Genomic DNA, 20,379 nt, shown 5'->3' on the forward strand with positions numbered 1-20,379 from the left:
TAGCGTTCGCTTTTGTGCCCGGATTTCTACCTTTAAAACCGATTCAAGAAATCCGGGCGCAACAGCGATGGGAAGCACCATCCGACCGCGGAGTGGCACTTCGTGAACGTAGGTGGTTGTTCTTTTATGATGTTTATTTTCATAAGTGGAGGGCTTACTTTGAAGATCAGGACGGCTAGAGAAGAGGATATTCCAGCCCTGGCTTATTTGATGGAGGAATTGGGTTATCCTACATCTGTAGAGGAAATGAAGCAGAGATATGATCGTATCGCTTCTAATCCTAACTATCATACCCTGGTGGCCGAAATTGAAGGCGAAGTGGTGGGGATGGTTGGGCTACACTATGATATCTTTTATGAAAGAAATGAAGATTATGCGCGTATCGTTGTTTTTGTGATGGATTCGAAGCATCGTAATAAAGGCATCGGTAAGGCGCTAAATCAGGAAGCGGAAGCTTGGACCAAAGAGAATGGTTTGGTTGCCATTGCTTTGAACAGCGGTAATCGGAGTGAGCGACAGGATGCGCATCAATTTTATCGACGGTTAGGCTATGAAGCGACAAGTACAGGCTTTGTGAAATTAATTGAAGCATAATTATCATTTGAGTTGCATTGTATTTTATAAGGATATCTTGGGGGATTGTGATGGCCCAGGGGTATCCTTTTCTTTATTTGGCTATATGAAGCATGAATACGGGGCTTGAGATTTGTATAACGCTGAATAGCTTATATACAATGTAAATAGAATCAATGACAGTAGTGTTAGGCGAGGGGGTTGTACGGTGATACGTACATTGGTTATAGGCCATGATCATCAGGTGATAGTGGGGCAGCCACTGGAGCAGATCGTCATGGAGGATTATATATGGATGTGGGTGGATTTTAGCGAGCCTACCGATCATGAATCGGAGCTGCTGACGAGTTATTTTCATTTTCATCCGTTGGCTGTAGAAGATTGTTTGCATGTTCTGCAACGTCCAAAACTGGATTACTACGAGGATGTGCAATTTCTGGTGGTACATGCGCTGGATGTAGATACATTGGATGCGGAAGAAGTGGATATGTTTATTAGCAACCGTTTCTTGGTGACATACCATCATCATGAACTGGAGGAGCTTGATCAGGCTTGGGAACGGATTGTCCAGCATGCCAATGAACGCAAAATTTGGTCGCGTGGGCCGCTGGCTGCGGCTTATACCGTGGTGGACAAGCTGGTGGATCACTATTTCCCGAGCTTGTTCATGATTGAGGATGAGCTGGCAGAGCTGGAGAGCCTGGGCGGGCGTGAGTCGGTGGAGGACTTGATGAAGCAGGTATTTGCCCTGCGAGGCAGGCTACTCAAGCTGCGCCGTACGATTGTGCCTATGCGGGATTTGATGTACCGGGTTCTTAATTCGCAGCATGTACAGGGTAAAGGGGAGCATATGGCCTATTTTACGGATATTTATGACCATCTGCTCAAGCTGACCGACATGCTGGAGGCCGACCGCGAAATGACAGCCGACCTGAGAGACAGTTATATTTCGCTTAATTCCAACCGCATGAATTCGATCATGAAGACGTTGACCGTCATTACGACTGTTTTTATGCCCCTGACGCTGATTGCGGGTATCTATGGTATGAATTTTTCGTATATGCCCGAGCTGGGCTGGAAATACGGTTATTTTGGAGTACTGTTTTTTATGTTCATATTAAGTGCGGCGATGGTAATCTGGTTTATGCGTCGGGGCTGGTTCAAATAAAATAGCCTACTTTCTTTTGCGCTTGCGCGGACGTCTGCGCGGGGTAGTGGTGCTTTTGCGCTGCGTCTTTTTCCGGCGTGGGCGCGGTGGTGTGTATTCATCCAATTCCTCGGCGATTTCCGTTGCAGAATTTTTACTCGCGGATTTTCCGAATACCGGTAGCGCGCCCATAATCAGCTTCGCCATCGGAGCAAACTGCTGCACGCTGGACATGACCTTTTGTACCTTGCCAAATGTAGCGACAATCCCGTCAATGCCGCCCATACGGTCAATGATGCCTTTAATTTCGCCGAGGTTGCCGAGACCGCCGAGTAGTCCTCCTTTGGCTGAGACCGGATCAGGTGTGACCACGGCGGCGGATTCTGTAATACTTGATGGTGCCTCATAAGGCACGAGTCCGGAGGAATCGACTTGCGGAACATCGCTATACGGGTCGAGTCCCGGATACGGAGATGAATTATACGGATCGGAAAGGGAACGCTGTGGCGGCCTCCGATGATAGTAGTGTCCAGGCATGAGATCACATTCCTTTGCAGGTTGATACTCTACTGTATGTTACAAACGCACAGTGGGTTTAGGCGCGTGTCCCGAAATTAGGTATAAAAGCGGATTTGGGCTCAAGCACAGTACGATCCTGCTGAAAAATAATGCTGTTCTGTGATGCGTGAAATCGTTAACGCTTGAAAAACCGACTATTCCTCGGGTACAATGGGGATAGATCGTAACCTTGGGAGATGATAATCCATGCAGCTCAAAAAGCTTAATGATAAAAGTATTGATCAATTGTTCGAAGCCATCCTAACTTTAAAAAATTTGGAAGAGTGCTATGTATTCTTCGATGATTTGTGTACGATTAATGAAATTCAATCCCTCTCTCAACGTCTGGAAGTTGCCCGTATGCTGGGCAAGGGCAGTACGTATAACCAGATTGAAGCAGAGACGGGTGCCAGCACAGCTACGATTTCACGTGTTAAACGTTGCTTGAACTACGGTAATGACGGGTATAAATTGACACTTGAGCGTCTGGGGCGCTAATGCGAAGCCCTGGGGTACTGGTCATTAGCCATGGCTCAAGGGAGTCGTATTGGGTGGAACAGGTGGATCAGGCAGCCGCAAAGCTTCACTTGCCGAAGGATATGCCGTTAGAGGTTTCATTTTTGGAAACGGTTAAAGGAAGATTGATCCAGGATGGGATTGACCGTTTGGAAGCCCGAGGTGTGACAGATTTGCTGGTTGTGCCCTTGTTTATGTCGTCCGGCAGCACGCATGTAGACGAGATCAGTTATGCGCTGGGAGTCAAGGATACGCCAGACAAAGAAACGGATTTGGAGCCTTTTCGAGTCAAGGCGTGTGTGCATTTTGGCAGTCCGCTGGATGATGGAGAAGATGTGGCTCACATGGTTTGGGACAAGGTTAGCCCATTGTCGGTCAACCCTGCGAGAGAGACTATTTTGCTTGTGGGACATGGCAGTGTGCATGATGGCTTTTTTCAGCGCTGGGAGCGAGGGATTTCTTCGTTAGCCCGTACGGTGCAAAGGGTGAGTCGTATCGCAACGGACTATGCCTTGCTGAATCCTGAGAGTGTATATGATAAGGTAGCGTATTGGAAGCAGGAGCGGGGTCGTGATGTTATTGTGGCGCCACTTTTTTTAAGCTCGGGATATTTTACAAGTCGTATCATTCCTGGACGATTACAAGGGCTTGAATTCCGTTATTCGGGAGATCCTCTGCTGCCGCATCCCCTGCTCACAAGCTGGATGAACGGGCAAATTCATGAACTGCTGCATAGAATGCAGAAGCAAGATTGAGCAATAGGCCGCTTGTTTCAGCTACAGCTTTATCATAGCCTGAAATTTCCGTATTTAGGCAAGCGTTGGCTTCTTTTATTGTAAAAGAGGCCTTTTTCCAGTATGATGATATTTTGTATAGAGTGAATATGATGAATGAGAATATAAACATAAATATCATTAAATATACGGGTGGCGTAACGGGAATGAAAAGTGCTAGATTGATCTATAATCCGACCTCCGGACGTGAGGAAATGAAACGTCGTCTTGCGGACATTTTGCAGCGTCTGGATGAAGGTGGTATTGAAGCCTCTTGCCATGCAACTACGGGCGAAGGGGATGCAACTCGTGAGACAGCAGAAGCCATTGAGCGCGGGTATGATATGATTATCGCCGCAGGCGGGGATGGTACATTGTACGAAGTTATTAACGGGATGGCTGAAAAGGAAAACCGTCCGCCCTTGGGCGTATTCCCGCTAGGGACGACGAATGATTTTGCCAGAGCATTGGGCATACCGAGGCAGTGGGAGGATTATTGTGATTTGGTTATTCGCCAAAATCCGAAGCCGCTGGATATCGGAAAAGCCAACAACCGTTATTTTATCAACATCGCAGGCGGCGGTACTTTGACCGAACTTACGTATGAAGTGCCAAGCAAGCTGAAAACGATGATTGGACAGTTGGCTTATTATTTTAAAGGTGTGGAGAAAATGGTCAGCCTTGCCCCGCAAGAACTGATTATCAAGGCATCGGGTCAGGAAGTGATACACGACGAGTTCATGCTTTTCCTGATTGCTAATACGAACTCGGTGGGTGGATTTGAAAAGCTGGCGCCCGGCGCGACCATTGATGATGGGCTGCTCGATGTGATCGCTGTGCGCAAATGTAATCTGGCGGAAATGATCCGGTTGGTGACACTCGCGCTGCGTGGTGAGCATTTGCAGGACAAGAAAATCGTTTATTTTAAAACGGATTACATGGAAGTTACCTCACCCGGCTATGTCCAGCTTAATCTGGATGGCGAACTGGGTGGTACCCTGCCAGCGACCTTCCGCAATTTGCCTCAGCATTTGAATGTTTTTCGGTAAGGAATGACGGTGAGTGTTTTCGCTTCTCATTGCAGTACAGTATATGGAATGTAGAGTTGGAAGTTATTTTTCGCTGTGACGATATCGGTTCTTGCCGTTCTCCGTGGGGAGTAACGGCATTTTCGAGTTCACGGTACTGGTGTTAATGTGTAGAGCGATGACTGTATGATTATATATGGGGTTGTATGCCAATCATGAGCATAAACAGGTTTGAAAAGATTATCAGAAAGAAGTGACATCTATAATGACGACTAACCGTAGCGGACGTGGAAAAAGCCGCCGGAATGCAGCAGCTCCCATTCAAGGGAAGCCGCAGAAAAAGACCGTGTCGATGAACAGTGAAAGAGGAGAGGGCCAGCTTCAAGCTGGAACAGGAAATGGAAGTGCGAGTGGAAGTGCGCAGAAAAGGGAACGGAAGACATCGGAAATGGGACGTGGATCGCGTCGTTCTTCCGGTGGTGGACGGAGTCAGGATGCATCCAATCGTAACCGAGTCAGCGCAGAGCGTACCGATCTGCCTGTGCAAAAAAACGATGAAGCCGTGATGGACATCATCGGCATGAACCACGATGGCGAAGGTGTGGGACGCGTTGAAGGCTTTACGCTGTTCGTTCCGGGTGCGTTGCCGGGTGAAAAGGTACGGATAAAGGTGCTGAAAACGAAAAAGCAGTATGGCTATGCCAAGCTGCTGGATATCGTGCAGGCAAGCCCCGACCGGATTGCAGCTCCCTGCGCAATCTACGATCAGTGCGGCGGCTGTCAGATTCAGCATATGAGCTACGAAGCGCAGCTAGGCTGGAAGCGCCAGCATGTCGTGGACGTGCTGGAGCGTATCGGGAAGCTGAGTGTGGAGGGAAATGAAGGTTCCATCGCAGATGAAAAAACTGCCGTGAAGGTACTTCCTACGCTGGGCATGAACGAGCCGTGGCGGTACCGTAACAAAGCCCAAGTGCCGATCGGTGTCACCGAAGGCGGGCTTGTCGGCGGCTTCTATGCACGTGGTAGTCATCGTATCGTGGATATGGACACCTGTCTGATACAGGACGAGCGTAACGACGAGGTTGTCGCGCGTGTGAAAGAGATTGGACGGATGCTGGGCATAAGCGCATATAATGAAGAAACCGGACGCGGACTACTGCGCCATGTCGTCGTCAAGACTGCTTTTCGTACAGGTGAAATGATGCTGGTGCTCGTTACGAATGGACGAGATATCCCACACGCAGATGCCTGGATCGGCAGTATTCGTGAGCATATTCCACACGTGGCAAGCATTTGCCAGAACGTGAATACCAAGCGAACGAACGTTATTTTTGGCGACGAAACTCGTGTACTATGGGGCCGTGACGTGATCTACGATTACATCGGAAACGTCCAATTCGCTATTTCCGCGAGATCCTTTTATCAAGTGAACCCTGTTCAAACCGAAGTGCTGTATAGCAAAACCGTTGAATATGCCGGACTCACGGGCAAAGAAACGGTGATCGACGCGTACTGCGGCATTGGCACCATTTCCTTGTTCTTGGCTCAGCATGCGGATCAGGTGTATGGGGTGGAGATCGTCAAAGAAGCCATCGATGATGCACGAAGTAATGCGCTATTGAACGAAATGCGTAATGTGAAATTTGAGGTAGGCGCGTCCGAAGATGTCATTCCTGCATGGAAAGAGCAAGGCATCACCGCCGACGTTATCGTCGTCGATCCACCCCGCAAGGGCTGCGATCCACGCCTGCTCGACACCATTCTGGAGATGAAGCCAGAGCGCGTGGTCTATGTATCCTGCAATCCGAGCACGCTGGCACGGGATTTAAGAATACTGGAGGATGGCGGGTACCGCACACTGGAAGTGCAGCCCGTGGATATGTTTCCGCATACGGTGCATGTGGAGTGCTGTGCGTTGATAGTGAGGAGTAAAGAATAAGCAGAAGGGTTCGAGAATCTGTAAAAGATTCTCGGACTCCCGTCTGCTTTAATTTCAATACGATTAATTAGTCGGTGCAAGATCTCTGGAGTTAACTCCTTGAAGGACAAAAATTCTTCGAGGAGCTGTTTTAATTCGGTGAACGCTAAAGTATTATTGTTGTTTTTCAAAGACTCTTCAATGTTGCATTTCTTTTCTATTAACTCGTTCAGTCGTACATTAGTTTCAGAAACGTATTCGTTATATTCCTCATCTGTCATGTTGCCATCCAGATTTTTGTCTCGTGCTTTTCTCTTTCGAGTTTTCAACTTGTCAATTTCACTTTCTATCGAGCTTATTTGTTTTTCATTTTGCCGATTGATTTTCTGTAGCTGATTTTCAAGTTTTTTATAAATTGTGCCATTTGAGAGATTGGATGCGAGCGTTCGAATATCCTCAATAATAGCTAATTTTAAATCTGCTTCACGTACGAGATGGTCACTACACTTTATTCTCCCGTTTTTACCTGGCTTGTTATAGTTACCGCAAACATATCCCTTACTGTTCTTCTTATAATGCATTCCACGTCCACAATCAGCACAGAAAGCAGTATTTGTAAATAAATGAATTTCTGGCTGTGGCTTTTTTCGATAACGGCTTGCTACAAGCTGTTGAACGGCTTCAAATTCACTTCTTGTAATTAATGCTTCATGTTGATTCGGAACTATTATGAAATCCTTGGGATCTAAATAGTTTCTACTGTCCAACGTTACGCTTTTAGTTGTCGATTTGCCTTGTACCAGATCACCAACATAATTCTGATTTGTCAGGATTAATCGAACGGTGGAGCCTTGCCAGGTGCTACTACAATTGTTTTTCTCCGCTATTTGAGATGGGGTGGGGATATCCTCATCATTCAATTCTCTCGCAATCGCATCATAGCCCTTGCCGTTAAGGTAATTTCTAAAAATTCGTCTAACGATGTCTGATGTGGGATCGTTTCTAACATACAATTGACCATTTTCTGCTCTGTAACCTAATGGCGGTATAGATCCTTTAAACTTTCCTCGTTGTGCATTGACTTTGAATATTGATTTTAAACGATTGCTTGTATTTTGTGATTCCCGTTCATATATCCAAGCATAGAGACCAAAGTTATCAGTGTTCCCCTCCAACGAATTAATAGCGTTATCCAATGTAATGATATGAATATTATTCTGGAGAACTGTATCACGAATCTCATGTGACAATCGTCCGTTCCTGGCAAGCCGTGAAAGTTCTTTTGCCATAACCATATCAAATTTTTTCGCTTTTGCATCCGCAATCAGTCGTTGTAATTCGGGTCTTTTGCTCTTTGTACCACTTTGAATTTCAACATAAAAATCGTATATGCTCCAACCTTTCTCTGAAACATATTGCAGAAACAAAGCTCTTTGATTCTCTAATGAAGTCTTTTGCTCTTCTTTGTTAGTCGAAACTCGAACATATATTGCACATCTCATGCGGCATTCTTCCTTTCATCATGAGATGTGACCGTATTCACCTGATAATGATCGTAGTGGGACCTGATTAATTTGTCAATTTTATCGTCAATAAGATCAAGAAAAATATCTTCAAGTGTCACGTAATGGTCGTTGTCGAAAATTCGTTCTATTTGCATGTTCATTCCTCCGATTATTATGATTTCGATAGTCGGAAGGATTCAGTACGCATTTCTTCCACAAATGAGTACGAACCGTTTTCTATCGTTAGCTCGAAGAAAAATATTGTGTTCGCTTCGATGATTAAATCATATAAAAAAAACAAGTCCTTGGGGGCGAAAAACGGTTTGACCCCTGCTCGAGGTTTTATGATTTAAAGTGGTAAAGTGTTGGAATAACAATTGTTACCTAAACTGAAGTACCTGGATTATGTTAGGAGTAGGTTAAATAAACTTGTATCAATTGATACGGATATTGTAAAATTTAAGAAAAGATAAGTATGAATCTGAATGTGAGAGTGTGATTATATGCAACTGCAATATATATACATAAAAAATTATAAGTTACTTGAAAATTGTGAAGTAACTTTTGTCCCTGAAGAGGGGTATCCAGATCATTATTTTCATTACTTTAGTAATAATAACTTCACCATATTGGTTGGTGAGAATGGTAATGGAAAAACAACTTTAATGAGTTTTATTGTTAAGATGTTTAATGATCTTCAAAGGTATCATGATCGAATTATGTCTGAGTTTCGTTTAAAGTATAAGATCGAAGGATGTAACGAGTTTAAGAACGTTATACTTGAAAAAGAAGAGAATAATTTATTTATCACGGTAGAGAACTATTTACCAAAATCAGTATTGCTTGAGTGGCATCCCCGACGTGGAAATATCATTAAGGAAAGTCAAGTTAAATATGAAAATAAAGTAACGTACGAATCAATAAGACAGTATTTGCCTTCAAAAGTGATAACCTCTGTATTTTCTATGCATGGAGAGTATGCGGTTTCCCGACCGAAGAATTTCATTGGAGATAAAATTGTTGAGGATTATGATATATCAGACATTTATGGATTAAATCATTACAAATTCACATCTCTATCAAAAGGGATTTATCGATTTTTAGAAATGTATCGGAAGAATACTGAGGTCATGGTTGAATTTTTAAATTTATTAAACTTCAGATTTTCAAGTAACATTCGTATCTATTCACGATTTAATTCATACCCTTACTATGAACTTGTAATGGATCTTGATGATGATGATTATGCAGAAGAAGATTTAAAGCTAAGAGATAACTTTTTAAAGTTGAATAGTTTTATGGAAAAATATTCTCAAAAAAATGATGGATGGATTGAAGTAAGTGATGATAATTATGATCAACTTCTTTTCTATGAAAAAGAAAAACTAATATATATAAACGATTTGTTATTCGAAAAAAACGGAAATGATGTATTTTTGAGTAATATGAGCTCTGGTGAAAAAATGTTTTTTATTCGAATACTTTCATTATTATCTTCGATCGAAGATAATTCTTTAATAATCGTTGAAGAACCCGAATTACATTTGAATCCTTCATGGACTAAGCAAATTATTACGATGTTACAAATGTTGTTTAGTCAGTTTAAGGTTCATTTTTTGATATCAACACACAGTCACTCATTTATAAATACGGTGTTTCCACAAAATATACTTTTTGCACATGAAAAGAAGTTCATTAATCCAGACCCTAATATAAACACTTTTTTGGCAAATGAAGTTGAAATAAGTAATATGTTTTTTGAAAACTCAAGAAAATTGAATTATGTTGAAGATAAGCTTTGGCATAAGGTTCTGAATTCAAATGAAGGTGAAATAGAAGAAATTCTTGGATATTTAGGGGAATCATACACCAAATTTAAACTCTTTAATATTCTTCTCGAAAAACGGAGATCTAACGACGATGTGGAAAGTTAATAATACGATTAATGAACGTTATCTTAAAGTATTCGAATTAGATGTCATTAAACCAATCTTTTTCATGATTCAGGAAACTGTTATTGGAATAGAAATAGGGAAAATCATGTTACCGTTACAAAGAAAAGATATTTGGAATCAAACTGCTGTGTTCCTTACTTTATCTATCGATAAACAGAAAATGTTCTCCTATATTATGCAAAAAACTATTTCAGGTAGAAGATTAGAAGATGTGTTCTACGATATAATTATTGGTTATGATTCTACACATGTCGAATATATTTATAAGTTGTATTGCCAGCAGAATCATGAAGTATATAAGGGGAATTATTCAATTCCGCAATCACAAGTAAGTGAATATTTTAAAGAGTTATTTGTGAATTTTTATTACAATAATTTTTTTGTGGATGATAATATTTGGATTATCATCGCAGGAGAACAATATAATCGTGGTTCGTTCCACAAGAATTTTAGAACAGAGAATAGCAGGCTTGCTGTTTGTCCTTATTGTGATATGGATACTATTGTTGCTATTTCAAATATCAGCATTGAGCATTTCTTGCCAAAATCCAAGTTTCCATTGTTAGCAATGAATCCATACAACTTAATTTCCTCATGCACTGCTTGTAATAAAGCTCACGAAGGAAAAGGTGAAAAAGTATCTGATGCTCCAATTATTACACCGTATAATGAAATGATAGGTGATTCCGCTGATTTTCTTGTCGATTTTTTAACTGGAAAAATAACGTTAAACAATAAAGGCGGGCCTGAACATGAAAATTTCTTTAAGCTATTAAAGTTGGATGCGAGATATTCGGAACCATTTATTTTTGAGTGTGTTGATGATGCGGCGAAAAGTTTATTCCTAACATTGTCACATTATGGGTCTCCAACAAAAGAATCTATTAATTCGTATATATCCAATACAAAAGAGAGAAAAGAAAAATTATCTTTTGCATTGAAATCCACTATTATTAATTATCCTCAGTACAAGTTATACAAATAAAACGGGATGTGGCTCCTATGCTTAATGCATGGAGCCTTTTTTTGTTGTTTTTTAACAGTCGAGTTATATCGCATTGGCAGAAATCTATAATACAGTAAACGGGAAGAGGGGCTTCGCTCGTCGAGAGACTTCCAACTTTACCTTCTCCCTATGGGAGTATCGGTTCAGTAGGAATCTCTATCACTTCGTTGCATTCGCCTATGGCGACCGTTCACCCTACGGGATTCACTATGAAACGAAGTGCGACTCGCTCGCCCCTTGGGAAAACCAGTTGCCCATTCTGGGCAAGCGTCTCATTACAAGACGCATATGTGGGCCCATATCCCGCTTGAAACTTCAAAGGAGGGATACTGTATGCCGAGAAAAAGTAAGCCTTATATTACGCAATTTTTTGAGCGTGATCGTTTAGCTTTTACCGCTCTATTCCGTACAGGGCATGTTAGTCTTGAGCATCTACGCCAATGTGGATTGGCTGATTCCAGAATCAAGAATTTGATACGGGATGGTCATTACGAAAAGGTAGTCTATAAGCAATCTGGTGAGGTCAAGGAATGTTACAAACTTAGTAAATTAGGACGTGCAATGGGATATCGACTCTGGGGATTGGAAAAGCCATATCATGCTCAGAATCCAACGCATGATATAGCGATTGCAGAAAAATATTTTAGTATTTCAGTAGAATGTCGTGATCGGTGGTCTACGGAAAGTCAGATTCGTGACAAGTTTCAGAGGCAATTAAATGATCTGCGAAATCAGGGGAAAGAGGAAGTTGCAAGGATTTACGAGGATATGCTTAACAAAGGCTTAATATCGATGCCAGATGCCTTGTATGTCGACATAAACGGTTCAGAGATTGCTTTTGAAGTAGTTACGAATACCTACGGACAAGATGAGATGAGGGCAAAAGAAGCACTCGTGGCAATCATGAATTATCAATACGAAACAACCAGAGTATAGGAGGTGAGATAATGGGTAATTCCAATGCAAATAAACAGTTTGTTTGTGAACGATATAGTGAATATTTATTTATTATCTACCATTTCGGTAACAAGGTCATCTTAATTAAACAGCTCTATCGATATGCTGAAAAATTCGGCTTAGCAAATAGTTATTCAGCTTTCTACGGACATATTAAGCAACTGATTAATGCTGAAATCATACGAAAAGAAGCTTTTCTTGCATATGGCAGGAAAACACAGCTTCAAATGCTAACCTTAAAAAAATTCGGAATTCGGTTTGTAGAAGGGAAGGTTAGTAGTCAATGCGTTGCGGCTGTTCCAAAGGCGAATTCAAATGAGCGTATTCTCGTTTCAATATTCAAGAATTGTTACATTCTAAATAAGATTATTCCCCGAATTTGCAAACAAGGCAGAAATGTTACTTTTGAGCAAGTAATCACCTTGGTTAATCAGGACAATAGTAACATGTTAAATGCCAGAAACCAAGGTATTGAACTTCTGTATAAAATCCAAGATAGTTCAGCAGTACTGCATCCCTTTTTAAACATTAGTGAGATCAATTACGAAATTAACAGATTGAAAGAGATTAAGCAGAAGCGTTCGATCGGGTTAAGAAAGGGGGCTATAATATCGGAAGGTAAAGGTGTTGGAAAAGTATATTCAACTCCTGAGAGGGCATTAGCGGAGTTTGTAGGTAGAAATGAAATAGAAATGGGGATGGATAGCCAAATGCATGCTTCATTAAAGTCCCGAAAATTGGATTACTATTCAATAGATAGCTTGTTAAATGCACATGTGTATGTTGCTCAAATGAAAATCATTCAACGCAGACCTCAAATTACCCTGTTAATGTTCGATATTCACAATAAACAAAATGTTTACCGAATGGCTACACAAATTGCATGTGCTTATCATATGTTTGAGCGTTATTTCAATGGTTTTTCATTGAGAATAGGGATTGTTGGTGTTAATGAAGTAGCTTGCAGGGTATTGGAATCAGATTCAAAAGCGATAGTTAAAGATTTTTATACGAAAGAAATAAAGGGTTCAAAAATATCACGTATATTAACAGATTGGCGGGTTGATTACGTAGAGCAGCAGCGAATTCATATCCATTTTACGCATTATGACATAACAAATCAGTATTTAGATGGCGTTAAACATTCCAATTTATTGAGAATATAAAAAGGGCAGATTCATCTAATTATGGTGGATTTGTCCTTTTATAATTTCGTTACAGTTATGAACTCGACTTGTCTTGTATATGATATGAGATCTTTCAAAGGATGTGAAAAACTAATGTATTTCAAATATGCAGTTTCCGCTAACAGAATAGTCCGTTTAAGAGATTTCGGACATGAAAATAAAAAGTATCGGCGTTGAAGGTATGATCGCCTAAAAAATAACCGAGGAACTTACTCTTCCTGGCAGTGCCGTTGATGGTGGGCGTTTTTGCCTTGATAGTTCGGTAAGGCATCGCCTGCCATAGCCGAACTTATAAAGATTTCCTTTTTTATATAAAGGATGTGACTGTCCTGGTTCCCGAAAGGGATAGGGGGGCAAACAATAATCGTGGTGATTACGGAGCGTTTGATACCAGACCTTGGCTCCGCTGAGTTTGTCGCTATTTGCGAGGCTGATGATACGGATACCTCGGCGATTATACGCCATATTTCTGTCACAGCTCACCCTTGCTATGCCAAAAAAAACTATTTGGTGTAGCAGGGGGGGGCATCGAGCCGTTTGCCTAACTCAAACCGCCATATTAAAAACAAACCGATGTAGCCGCAAAAACATAGTGGTTACAAACTACAAATAGAAAGGCGAGATGATCGGGGAGGCAAGAAGATGTCGGAGTGTGAGGTAGCGTATATTAGTAGAGAGCTTTTTGGATACTCGTGTTGCATAGGTCGGTCAAGTTAGGACATTGGACAAAATGAAGGGTTCCTCTAATCAGATTTTAGAGAAAGTAATGTTGAAGAGTCGCTACATCAAAAAGGGAACATTAAGACAAGCTATGGTCAGGTGAATGTATTGTTGATTTAGAAATATTCAAAAGAATACTATGTAAAATGATGATGAAAGCGATTAAGTTGATATGTTCCTGCATATAACATAAAGTAAATAAATCAGGTGTGCTGTTTAGTACATTTTTTCAGTTTTATGACATAAAACGTGAAAAGTAAGATGACCAGTAAAAGTATAGAATTATAATACAGGCACACGAAAAGGAAGGAATGAGTTTTTGGCCCCTTCCTTTTTTGTTTTTGAGACTTTTTAGTATTGTCGATGGGGAGCAAATGATGTATACATTTTTGAATAAAGAGTAATGGTTTACTTTAGACAAAGCACTCCAGTATTAGGACGCACTTTCTACAATATGATAAGATGAATAATATGTAATAGAGGTGCAATTGATGCTACTAAATAATCATGCGGAACTTTTTGATCCTTTATGAGACTATCGCTAATTCTCTATTATCAATCTTATTCTCTTATTTTCCTTATATCAAAAATGCATTCAGGACTAATGCTTGCTGTCTCTTTTAGGTAGATCATTGGATTGTCAGATGGATAGTTCGTATTAATGAACAATAGTCGTTCAAATGTTTTCAGTAACAAATACGCTCTACCCCCTGTATCATCCACAACCGCCCATGGGAATGTTGTAGGGTCGATTTCATCAATTTTGACTTTTAAGGTAATGACAGAAGGGGTTGAACACTTAATCCATTCATCCTCCAGCTTGGAATCTCGTAAAAGCTCTCGTCCTATATGACTAACAATTTCAGGACAACGTTTAATGTTCGATATATTTCGATCGTTTTCTGGATCATCACCAAACATGAAACCATTGATGCATTGATCTTTTTCTACTCGGTAATCAAGGTAGTCAGTAGACATTTTTTTCTCACGTACATAAATCGATATATTTTCCTCTTCGACCTCAACCGTCACCCCATGCTCTGCCAAAAATGATTTGAATGTATTTTCGGTTGCAAACAGAGCTTTCAGGCTTAACATGCCGTGTTTAAAGAAGCTCTCCTTATCTAATATGGCGGCGATATGGCTTACGGTTATCGAATCGAAGGTGACCTCTTCCATTGACACATTAAAGAAGGAGAGAATACTATTCAAATCCAATTTATCGTAATCCCAGCGATTACCATCTTGTTTCACACGATATCTTTGACTAATTATAAATTTATCAATATCATCTGTATTTGTACTTAAAATAGTAGATAGAGACTTTTTCAAAAGATTTGGAGTCAAACAATTCAATATGTTCTTATCTTCCATTGGGTTACCTCCTATAAGGATATTCTATATTAGAAAATAGAACTCTTATTTTTATATAATGATTTGCATGTAAGTAAAGGCAATTAATGGAATTATAACACAGGAAATATGGTAGCCTATTCTATAAATAAGATGGGTTCGGAAAAATAGAATATTGACTAAGATAAGAATAAGAAAATGCTTAAAAGTTGTAGTCGGTATGTCACAAACTGAATAAGAACTGAGCAGAAATCAAATCACTTTGGGGACTGAGGAGCCATATTTTAAATGAAAGGAAGTTATTTTAGATGAAACTTGAAATAGAAAATTGGGCACGAAATAATTTGGAAGAAGATGCTCTAAGTCTAATGGAAGAATCAGTAGTTTGCTATAAAATAGGTGCATATCGCTCAGCTTACCTTATGTCATATCTTGCATTCAAGCAAACATTAAAAGATAGAATTCTTAGATCACCAGCACACCCAGAATGTTATACAAATAGAATTGAGTGGGATCGAAATGTTCTAAAATTGCTTGAAAATGGTGACAAGTGGGAAAATTTCATTAATGATATTGTTGAAGCGAATACAGGTAAACTTAAAGAAATTTTCATTTATAGCAATAGAGAAAATAGTCTTAACAAATTTAATTATTGGAAAAACATTAGAAATAGCTGTGCTCATGCAAAAGAAGAGACTATAACTTCAGCTACTGTTGAACAATTCTGGAATTATTTAAGGGATAATTTGAGTGAATTTTATGTTCTTGGTGGTAAAAAATATTTGATGAGTGAACTGATCGAATGCTATAAATACTATATATCTGATAAAAAGAAAGACATATCCCGTCTATTAATTGATATAAAAATAGTATTTAAACAAGAACTAAAACAGTTTTTTCTTGAGTTTTTAAATCAATTATTGGTAGAAAATAGAGACATAATAGATGATGTAAATTATGAATTCTGGGGCAAAATTATAAACTGTGTTGAAGAAGCTATTACAGATGCTTTTGTATCAAGTATTTGTGAGAAGAAAGAAATATTTCTTGATTTTTATAAATACTATCCAACACTGTTGAAATTAATAGCAAGCAATGATTCAAGGTTTATTCAAGATTATATTAACCCATTACTGTGTAAAGAACTTAGATTCAATTATGCATATAAAACGTATTTTTGGAACATACTTATTAATTCATTAGAAATACAGGCTCAAAGTATTGCAATTAATACAATAACATCTAACTACGAAAATTTTATATTGATTGAACATATTGAAATGGATGGGTATCAAAAGGCCTTATTGAACGAACACAATGTTTTTAAATCTTTTATAATGGAGGCTGGTAGAGACTTGTTTAGGAATGATTCTTCCGACCATTGGGATTATTATTCTTGGGGTAATATAAAGGATGACTCCTATGTGATAAAATGTTTTGATTATGTGAAATGGGATTTAGACTTGCTTGGTAAGATAGATTCTTCGTTTGGTTATCTAAAAGAAAATGTAAATAGCAGAAGGAATCCTGATTCAAAATCTAATGGTCTGACAAGAATAAGTGTATACAAAAAAATAATAACTAACAATCGTGATGAAATTCAAAAGTTCTGTGCCGAGCAGAATATAAACTTGGAGGATTACACCAATATTAATGAACTGATTATTAGCGACTAATCCAAAGAATGCTTATAGGTCAGATTGTGTGCAGTAAAATGTTTCTGAAGGCAAGTTTAGAGTAAAGGGGAGGTAAAGCCTTCCTCCCATAAATTATAAATACTGAATCTGGTTAAAGATGCTTATATGGGGTGAACACAGTAACATCTCAGTTTATGTTTATCTACCGTCAGCACGCATCCCATGTGGAGTGCGTGGCTTTGTTGGTGCGGCAGGGTTTGGAGTAAGTAGATCGGTGAGTTGGGGACGGATTGGGGACACGAAGCAGTTTTTAGCAAAACGATCTTATAAATTCACAAGCATATAGTTAAACGAATCAATGTAGATCATATGCTATTATCAAATAGCAAGTAAATAAACTTGAAAGAGGCCAAAAATAATGTCAGAAAAATTGCAGAAATTTACTGATTTAATGCAAAGTATCTTTGAATTAGATAAATCTGATTTGGATTTTGGGATTTATCGAATAATGAATATACGAAAATCCGAAATTGAGAGATTCTTAAAAGAAGATCTGATTAGAAAGGTACAGGATACGCTTGTTCCCTTTACTTCTAATACTAGCGAAATTGAGTCTAAAATTGCAGAGATCGAAAAAACATGCAGTTCTGTAGGGGTCGAAATTAAAGATAGTAAAAGGGCTGACGAATACGAGTCACTTAAAGCTCAACTAATTAGTGGAGTGGATATGTCTGCATTAGAAACCGATGTATACTCTGCGCTTTATAGCTTTTTCAATCGTTACTATGATGAAGGCGATTTTATCTCCAAACGAAGATATAAGGAAGGCGTTTATGCTATTCCTTATGAAGGTGAAGAAGTGAAATTATACTGGGCCAATCAAGACCAATATTATATTAAAACAACTGAAAACTTTAAAGATTATACTTTTAAAGATGGTGGGTTGACAGTACATTTTCGGCTAGTTGACGCAAGTATAGAACAAGATAATAACAAAGAAAACGAAGGTAACAAACGAGTTTTTATGTTGTATGAAGAAAATGAAGAGCAACCTGGTTTAAAGACTATTGAGCAAAATGGTAATGAACTTATTATTCGTTTTATATTTGATGTGCCAGTAGATAAAAAGAAAAAGTATGCGGAAGAAAACGCATCGAAAATCGTAGAAACAGTTACGAAGAATTATAAGGAATTTTTTCCAATCATAAGTCCGCGTTTTATGGACCCTAAAACAAAAAGACTAACTAAATCTTTGCTTGATAAACACTTGGAATCTTATGTAGCCAAAAATACTTTTGATTATTTTATTCATAAAGATTTGCATGGTTTTTTGACTCGTGAACTGGACTTTTATATCAAAAGCGAGATTATGCACTTAGATGACCTAGATACTACTAGTGAAAAACGTGTAGAAACTTACCTGGCCAAAGTTAAAGCGATTAAGCGAGTAGGCAAAATTATTATTGACTTTTTGGCTCAAATCGAGGAATTTCAAAAGAAACTTTGGCTAAAAAAGAAATTTGTCATCGAAACTAATTGGTGTATTACTTTGGATAAGGTTAAAGAAGAATTTTATTCGGAAATTATTGAAAACAAAGCTCAAGTTAAGGAATGGATAGAACTATATAATATTGATGATACTGAAAATGATTTAACTAAAGTTGGATTTAGCGATCCACTAACTATTGAATTTCTATGTCAAAATCAGAACTTAATAGTTGATACCGGACACTTTACATCTAGTTTTAAGGATAGACTGGTTGCCTCTATTGATAATCTTGATGAATTAACAGAAGGTTTAATGATTCAAGGAGAGAACTTCCAAGCATTAAACCTTTTGTTGGAAACGTATGAAAAAAGAGTCGATGCTGTACAAATTGATCCACCGTATAATACAGATACAAGTGGTTTCTTATATAAAAATAATTACAGGCATTCAAGTTGGGCAAGCATGATGAGTGAGCGAATAGCTATTGCAGAACAGTTGCTTGAAGACTCAGGGGCATTTAGATGCCACATTGATGAAAACGAGTATGAATTATTATTTAATGTGTTTGAACAATTTGGGCGTGGTAACGCAGGGACGATAGTGTGGAATAAACTTAATCCAATGCTTGGAAGAAAGGGGGTAGCAACACAGCATGAGTACATTATTTATAGAACGAATTTTGATAAGTCGATTTTCGCGAAGAGTGAGAATATAGATATAATTAAGGAATATGCAAGAGTATCTATTGAAGAAAATGCAGGCGTTAATGCTAAATCGCGTTCTCAATTTTCCCAATTGGTGAAGAACGATAAAAATTTCACCAAAGGAGATAAAGCGTATCGCTTTCTAGATGACAAAGGTATTGTTTATCGTCTTGTAGCGATGGGAGCTCCTGAAAAAAGAAAAGATCCGAAGTACTTTATTCCGTTGATTCATCCTATTACAAAAAAGCCATGTCCAGTGCCTCCTAATGGATGGTCAAGAAAACCGGACACAATGCGTGATATGATTGACGACGGTAAGATTATTTTTGGGAAAGATGAAACTACACAACCACAAAAAAAGGTTGAATTGTCAGAAGACTCTCAAAGACAAATTGCATCAGTGTTATCTGAAGGTAAAAGCGGGAAAGCAGTTCTGGACCATTTAGGTTTAGAATTTCCTTACGCACATCCTGTATCAATGTACGAAGTTTTGATATCGGCTAATGCTCCTAGAATTGTTTTAGATTATTTTGCAGGATCAGGTACTACTGGCCATGCGGTTATCAATTTGAATCGTGAAGATGACGGTAATCGTAAATATATACTTGTGGAAATGGGAGAGTACTTCAATACGGTAACAAAACCTCGTATGAAAAAAGTAGTTTATTCATCTAAATGGAAGAATGGAAAGCCATCTAACCGTAACACTGGAATATCTCATATCATGAAATATATCCGCCTTGAAAGCTATGAGGATGCACTTTCTAATATTCAGCTTTCTGAGAAGGGTCCACAAATGCAAGCATTGTTTGGCGAAGAATACCTTGTGAATTACATGCTTGATATTGAAGCAGAAGGAAGTCTAATTAAGCTTGACTATTTCAAGACCCCATTTGAATACAAAATGAATGTTACGGAAAATAATGCAACTAAAGAAAAATTCATTGACTTGGTCGAAACATTTAACTATCTTATTGGACTTTCTGTCTCAAACCAAAGTACAGTAGCATATTTCAATGCTGTTTCTAACACTCAGGGAGTTTATGAAGGTGCAGTAAGCCTCATTGAAGATGAGGGAGGCATTTATTCATTTAAACAAATTAAAGGAAAATTACCGGATGGTCGGCGAGCATTAATTATTTGGAGAAATATAACGGATAATTTGACAGAGAGCAATGCTGCTTTAGATTCTTATTTCGCCCAATATGATATCAACTCCCAGAATCGTGAAATTGATATCATTTACGTCAATGGCGATAATAATTTAGAGAATTTGCGTACAGATGATGAAGACTGGAAGGTTCGTATGATAGAGATTGACTTTAAAAAGCATATGTTTAAGGGGGTTTAATC

General features: G+C 39.0%; 16 protein-coding genes and 1 pseudogene. 13 read left to right on the plus strand and 4 right to left on the minus strand.

Going from position 1 to position 20,379, the window contains the following annotated elements; genetic code table 11:
• The first annotated feature begins 159 nt into the window (after positions 1 to 159).
• Together AC0WRU_RS04245 and corA are read left to right on the plus strand one after the other, a co-directional pair.
• Positions 160 to 594 (plus strand): GNAT family N-acetyltransferase, encoded by a 435-nt coding sequence (locus tag AC0WRU_RS04245; protein WP_025684534.1) that lies wholly within the window; start codon positions 160 to 162, stop codon positions 592 to 594.
• Positions 595 to 781: 187 nt separating this feature from the next.
• Positions 782 to 1,741: a magnesium/cobalt transporter CorA gene (corA, locus tag AC0WRU_RS04250; protein ID WP_476127360.1), complete on the plus strand. Its 960-nt coding sequence runs from the start codon at positions 782 to 784 to the stop codon at positions 1,739 to 1,741.
• A 6-nt stretch (positions 1,742 to 1,747) separates the two neighbouring features.
• On the opposite strand, the gene AC0WRU_RS04255 is transcribed toward corA, so the two are convergent.
• Positions 1,748 to 2,257: a tyrosine protein kinase gene (locus tag AC0WRU_RS04255; protein ID WP_476127361.1), complete on the minus strand. Its 510-nt coding sequence runs from the start codon at positions 2,255 to 2,257 to the stop codon at positions 1,748 to 1,750.
• Between the two features lie 228 nt (positions 2,258 to 2,485).
• Between AC0WRU_RS04255 and AC0WRU_RS04260 the strand changes: the two genes are divergently transcribed.
• The 4 genes from AC0WRU_RS04260 (at position 2,486) to rlmD (ending at position 6,534) form a co-directional block, all read left to right on the plus strand.
• The gene (locus tag AC0WRU_RS04260; RefSeq protein WP_014279885.1) at positions 2,486 to 2,776 is read left to right on the plus strand and encodes a YerC/YecD family TrpR-related protein; all 291 of its coding nucleotides are present in this window, start codon (positions 2,486 to 2,488) and stop codon (positions 2,774 to 2,776) included.
• Positions 2,776 to 3,549 (plus strand): sirohydrochlorin chelatase, encoded by a 774-nt coding sequence (locus AC0WRU_RS04265; protein ID WP_476127363.1) that lies wholly within the window; start codon positions 2,776 to 2,778, stop codon positions 3,547 to 3,549. Before AC0WRU_RS04260 ends, AC0WRU_RS04265 begins: the two co-directional genes overlap by 1 nt.
• A gap of 185 nt (positions 3,550 to 3,734) precedes the next feature.
• A complete protein-coding gene (locus AC0WRU_RS04270) occupies positions 3,735 to 4,616 on the plus strand; it encodes a diacylglycerol kinase (RefSeq protein WP_476127364.1) in 882 nt (293 codons plus the stop codon).
• Between the two features lie 244 nt (positions 4,617 to 4,860).
• Positions 4,861 to 6,534 (plus strand): 23S rRNA (uracil(1939)-C(5))-methyltransferase RlmD, encoded by a 1,674-nt coding sequence (gene rlmD, locus AC0WRU_RS04275; RefSeq protein WP_476127366.1) that lies wholly within the window; start codon positions 4,861 to 4,863, stop codon positions 6,532 to 6,534.
• A gap of 485 nt (positions 6,535 to 7,019) precedes the next feature.
• Here rlmD and AC0WRU_RS04280 read toward each other — a convergent pair.
• Both AC0WRU_RS04280 and AC0WRU_RS04285 read right to left on the minus strand, forming a co-directional pair.
• Positions 7,020 to 8,015: pseudogene (locus tag AC0WRU_RS04280) on the minus strand (recombinase family protein); the annotation flags it as partial.
• On the minus strand, positions 8,012 to 8,173 hold the full coding sequence (locus tag AC0WRU_RS04285) for a hypothetical protein (protein WP_476127367.1): 162 nt from the start codon (positions 8,171 to 8,173) through the stop codon (positions 8,012 to 8,014). The pseudogene AC0WRU_RS04280 and the gene AC0WRU_RS04285, both read right to left, overlap by 4 nt.
• Positions 8,174 to 8,521: 348 nt before the next feature.
• Between AC0WRU_RS04285 and AC0WRU_RS04290 the strand changes: the two genes are divergently transcribed.
• From AC0WRU_RS04290 to AC0WRU_RS04310, 5 genes are all read left to right on the plus strand, one after another.
• On the plus strand, positions 8,522 to 9,952 hold the full coding sequence (locus AC0WRU_RS04290) for an AAA family ATPase (RefSeq protein WP_476127368.1): 1,431 nt from the start codon (positions 8,522 to 8,524) through the stop codon (positions 9,950 to 9,952).
• Positions 9,939 to 10,958, plus strand: a complete 1,020-nt coding sequence (locus tag AC0WRU_RS04295; RefSeq protein WP_476127369.1) for an HNH endonuclease family protein — start codon at positions 9,939 to 9,941, stop codon at positions 10,956 to 10,958. The genes AC0WRU_RS04290 and AC0WRU_RS04295 overlap by 14 nt, the downstream gene beginning before the upstream one ends.
• 354 nt (positions 10,959 to 11,312) lie before the next feature.
• Complete coding sequence (locus tag AC0WRU_RS04300) at positions 11,313 to 11,915, plus strand: hypothetical protein (RefSeq protein ID WP_476127370.1); 603 nt, start codon at positions 11,313 to 11,315, stop codon at positions 11,913 to 11,915.
• A gap of 11 nt (positions 11,916 to 11,926) precedes the next feature.
• Positions 11,927 to 13,102 (plus strand): hypothetical protein, encoded by a 1,176-nt coding sequence (locus AC0WRU_RS04305; protein WP_476127371.1) that lies wholly within the window; start codon positions 11,927 to 11,929, stop codon positions 13,100 to 13,102.
• Between the two features lie 387 nt (positions 13,103 to 13,489).
• Positions 13,490 to 13,639 carry a hypothetical protein gene (locus AC0WRU_RS04310; protein ID WP_476127372.1) on the plus strand — a complete coding sequence of 50 codons (150 nt, stop codon included), beginning with the start codon at positions 13,490 to 13,492 and terminating at the stop codon, positions 13,637 to 13,639.
• Between the two features lie 765 nt (positions 13,640 to 14,404).
• On the opposite strand, the gene AC0WRU_RS04315 is transcribed toward AC0WRU_RS04310, so the two are convergent.
• Positions 14,405 to 15,217, minus strand: a complete 813-nt coding sequence (locus tag AC0WRU_RS04315; protein ID WP_476127373.1) for a hypothetical protein — start codon at positions 15,215 to 15,217, stop codon at positions 14,405 to 14,407.
• 287 nt (positions 15,218 to 15,504) lie between these two features.
• Here AC0WRU_RS04315 and AC0WRU_RS04320 point away from each other — a divergent pair, with 287 nt between their 5' ends.
• Complete coding sequence (locus AC0WRU_RS04320) at positions 15,505 to 16,872, plus strand: hypothetical protein (RefSeq protein ID WP_476127374.1); 1,368 nt, start codon at positions 15,505 to 15,507, stop codon at positions 16,870 to 16,872.
• 379 nt (positions 16,873 to 17,251) lie between these two features.
• Positions 17,252 to 20,377: a site-specific DNA-methyltransferase gene (locus tag AC0WRU_RS04325; RefSeq protein WP_476127375.1), complete on the plus strand. Its 3,126-nt coding sequence runs from the start codon at positions 17,252 to 17,254 to the stop codon at positions 20,375 to 20,377.
• The last annotated feature ends 2 nt before the right edge of the window (positions 20,378 to 20,379 follow it).

It is taken from the genome of Paenibacillus sp. 1-8 (genome assembly GCF_056316205.1).

Bases quoted from the DNA above. Each gene is read 5' to 3' on its own strand.
- AC0WRU_RS04295 (WP_476127369.1), top strand. From the start codon at position 9,939: ATGTGGAAAGTTAATAATACGATTAATGAACGTTATCTTAAAGTATTC.
- AC0WRU_RS04265 (WP_476127363.1), top strand. From the start codon at position 2,776: ATGCGAAGCCCTGGGGTACTGGTCATTAGCCATGGCTCAAGGGAGTCG.
- AC0WRU_RS04270 (WP_476127364.1), top strand. From the start codon at position 3,735: ATGAAAAGTGCTAGATTGATCTATAATCCGACCTCCGGACGTGAGGAA.
- AC0WRU_RS04255 (WP_476127361.1), bottom strand. From the start codon at position 2,257: ATGCCTGGACACTACTATCATCGGAGGCCGCCACAGCGTTCCCTTTCC.
- AC0WRU_RS04260 (WP_014279885.1), top strand. From the start codon at position 2,486: ATGCAGCTCAAAAAGCTTAATGATAAAAGTATTGATCAATTGTTCGAA.
- AC0WRU_RS04300 (WP_476127370.1), top strand. From the start codon at position 11,313: ATGCCGAGAAAAAGTAAGCCTTATATTACGCAATTTTTTGAGCGTGAT.
- AC0WRU_RS04285 (WP_476127367.1), bottom strand. From the start codon at position 8,173: ATGCAAATAGAACGAATTTTCGACAACGACCATTACGTGACACTTGAA.
- AC0WRU_RS04320 (WP_476127374.1), top strand. From the start codon at position 15,505: ATGAAACTTGAAATAGAAAATTGGGCACGAAATAATTTGGAAGAAGAT.
- rlmD (WP_476127366.1), top strand. From the start codon at position 4,861: ATGACGACTAACCGTAGCGGACGTGGAAAAAGCCGCCGGAATGCAGCA.
- AC0WRU_RS04305 (WP_476127371.1), top strand. From the start codon at position 11,927: ATGGGTAATTCCAATGCAAATAAACAGTTTGTTTGTGAACGATATAGT.
- AC0WRU_RS04290 (WP_476127368.1), top strand. From the start codon at position 8,522: ATGCAACTGCAATATATATACATAAAAAATTATAAGTTACTTGAAAAT.
- AC0WRU_RS04315 (WP_476127373.1), bottom strand. From the start codon at position 15,217: ATGGAAGATAAGAACATATTGAATTGTTTGACTCCAAATCTTTTGAAA.
- AC0WRU_RS04325 (WP_476127375.1), top strand. From the start codon at position 17,252: ATGTCAGAAAAATTGCAGAAATTTACTGATTTAATGCAAAGTATCTTT.